The 953-nt window shown below is 65.3% G+C and carries 1 protein-coding gene; it reads right to left on the bottom strand.

Annotated elements, in window-relative coordinates:
* Positions 1 to 29: 29 nt before the first annotated feature.
* Positions 30 to 758, bottom strand: coding sequence for a spermidine synthase family protein (locus tag E1300_RS49610; protein WP_131764168.1), 729 nt, complete (start codon positions 756 to 758; stop codon positions 30 to 32).
* Between the last annotated feature and the right edge of the window lie 195 nt (positions 759 to 953).

Raw genomic sequence — 953 nt, 5'->3', positions numbered from 1 at the left:
CGCTCATGCCGCAGATCGGTTGGCCAGCGTTACGCCTGGGCTGGTTGTGTCCTCGCGACGTAGACCGTGTTGGTCACGGTCCGCTCCTGAAGAGGGCTGTGAAATTCGACGACACGTGCTTGTGACTCGTGGAAGACCTGGGCGAGTACGGCGTTGAAGTGTTCGTCCGGCGGGTCGTTGGACCACAGGGCAAACACACCGCCTGGGTGAAGCCGACCGGTGAGCTCGCGCAGGCCATCGGGCTCGTAGAAGGGGGCATGGGCGGGGTCGAGTACGTGCCGCGGCGAGTGATCGATATCGACGATGATGGCGTGGGTGCGGCGTCCCTGGATGCTGGGATCGAAGCCGTGGGGATCGGCGGTGAGGGAGAAGAAGTCCGCGCGGAGGAGGCGGCAACGAGGATCGGACGTCAGGTTCGCGCCCAGGGGTACCAGATGTCGTTGGTGCCATCCGATCACTTCATCGAGTGCTTCCACGACGGTGAGTGAACGCACACGCGAGTCTTCCAGCACGGTATGGGCGGTGTACCCGAGACCCAGCCCACCCACGATCACGTCGAGGTCGGTGTCCGGCAGCGGCTCCAGACCGAGCCGGGCCAGCGCGATCTCGCCGGCCGTGAACTGACTGGACATGAGGAAGTCATCGTCGAGCTTGACCTCGTACACCTCGATTCCCGAAGCCGGGTCTCGTCGGCGTCGCAGGCTGATGGCGCCCTTGGCCGTCTGACGCCAGTCGATCTCCTCGAAACGCGCGCCCACACACCCCACCATTTCCGTCTGCCACACCTGCGCCTCAGAGATCCGACCGATTGCCTGCGGTCACGAGCCCGGGAACGCCCTAGTCAGCCGCGCCGCCGCTGACGCTACCCTCCCGCGGAGCGAAGGACGGCACGGTTCACCACCTGGAGCTCCGGCACGCAGAAAATTCGCACGGGTCATGACGGTCACGGTGAC

Source organism: Actinomadura fibrosa (genome assembly GCF_900659615.1).
In the GTDB taxonomy this organism is placed as follows: Bacteria; Actinomycetota; Actinomycetes; order Streptosporangiales; family Streptosporangiaceae; genus Spirillospora; species Spirillospora fibrosa.
This window is presented reverse-complemented; position numbering and strand designations above follow the sequence as displayed.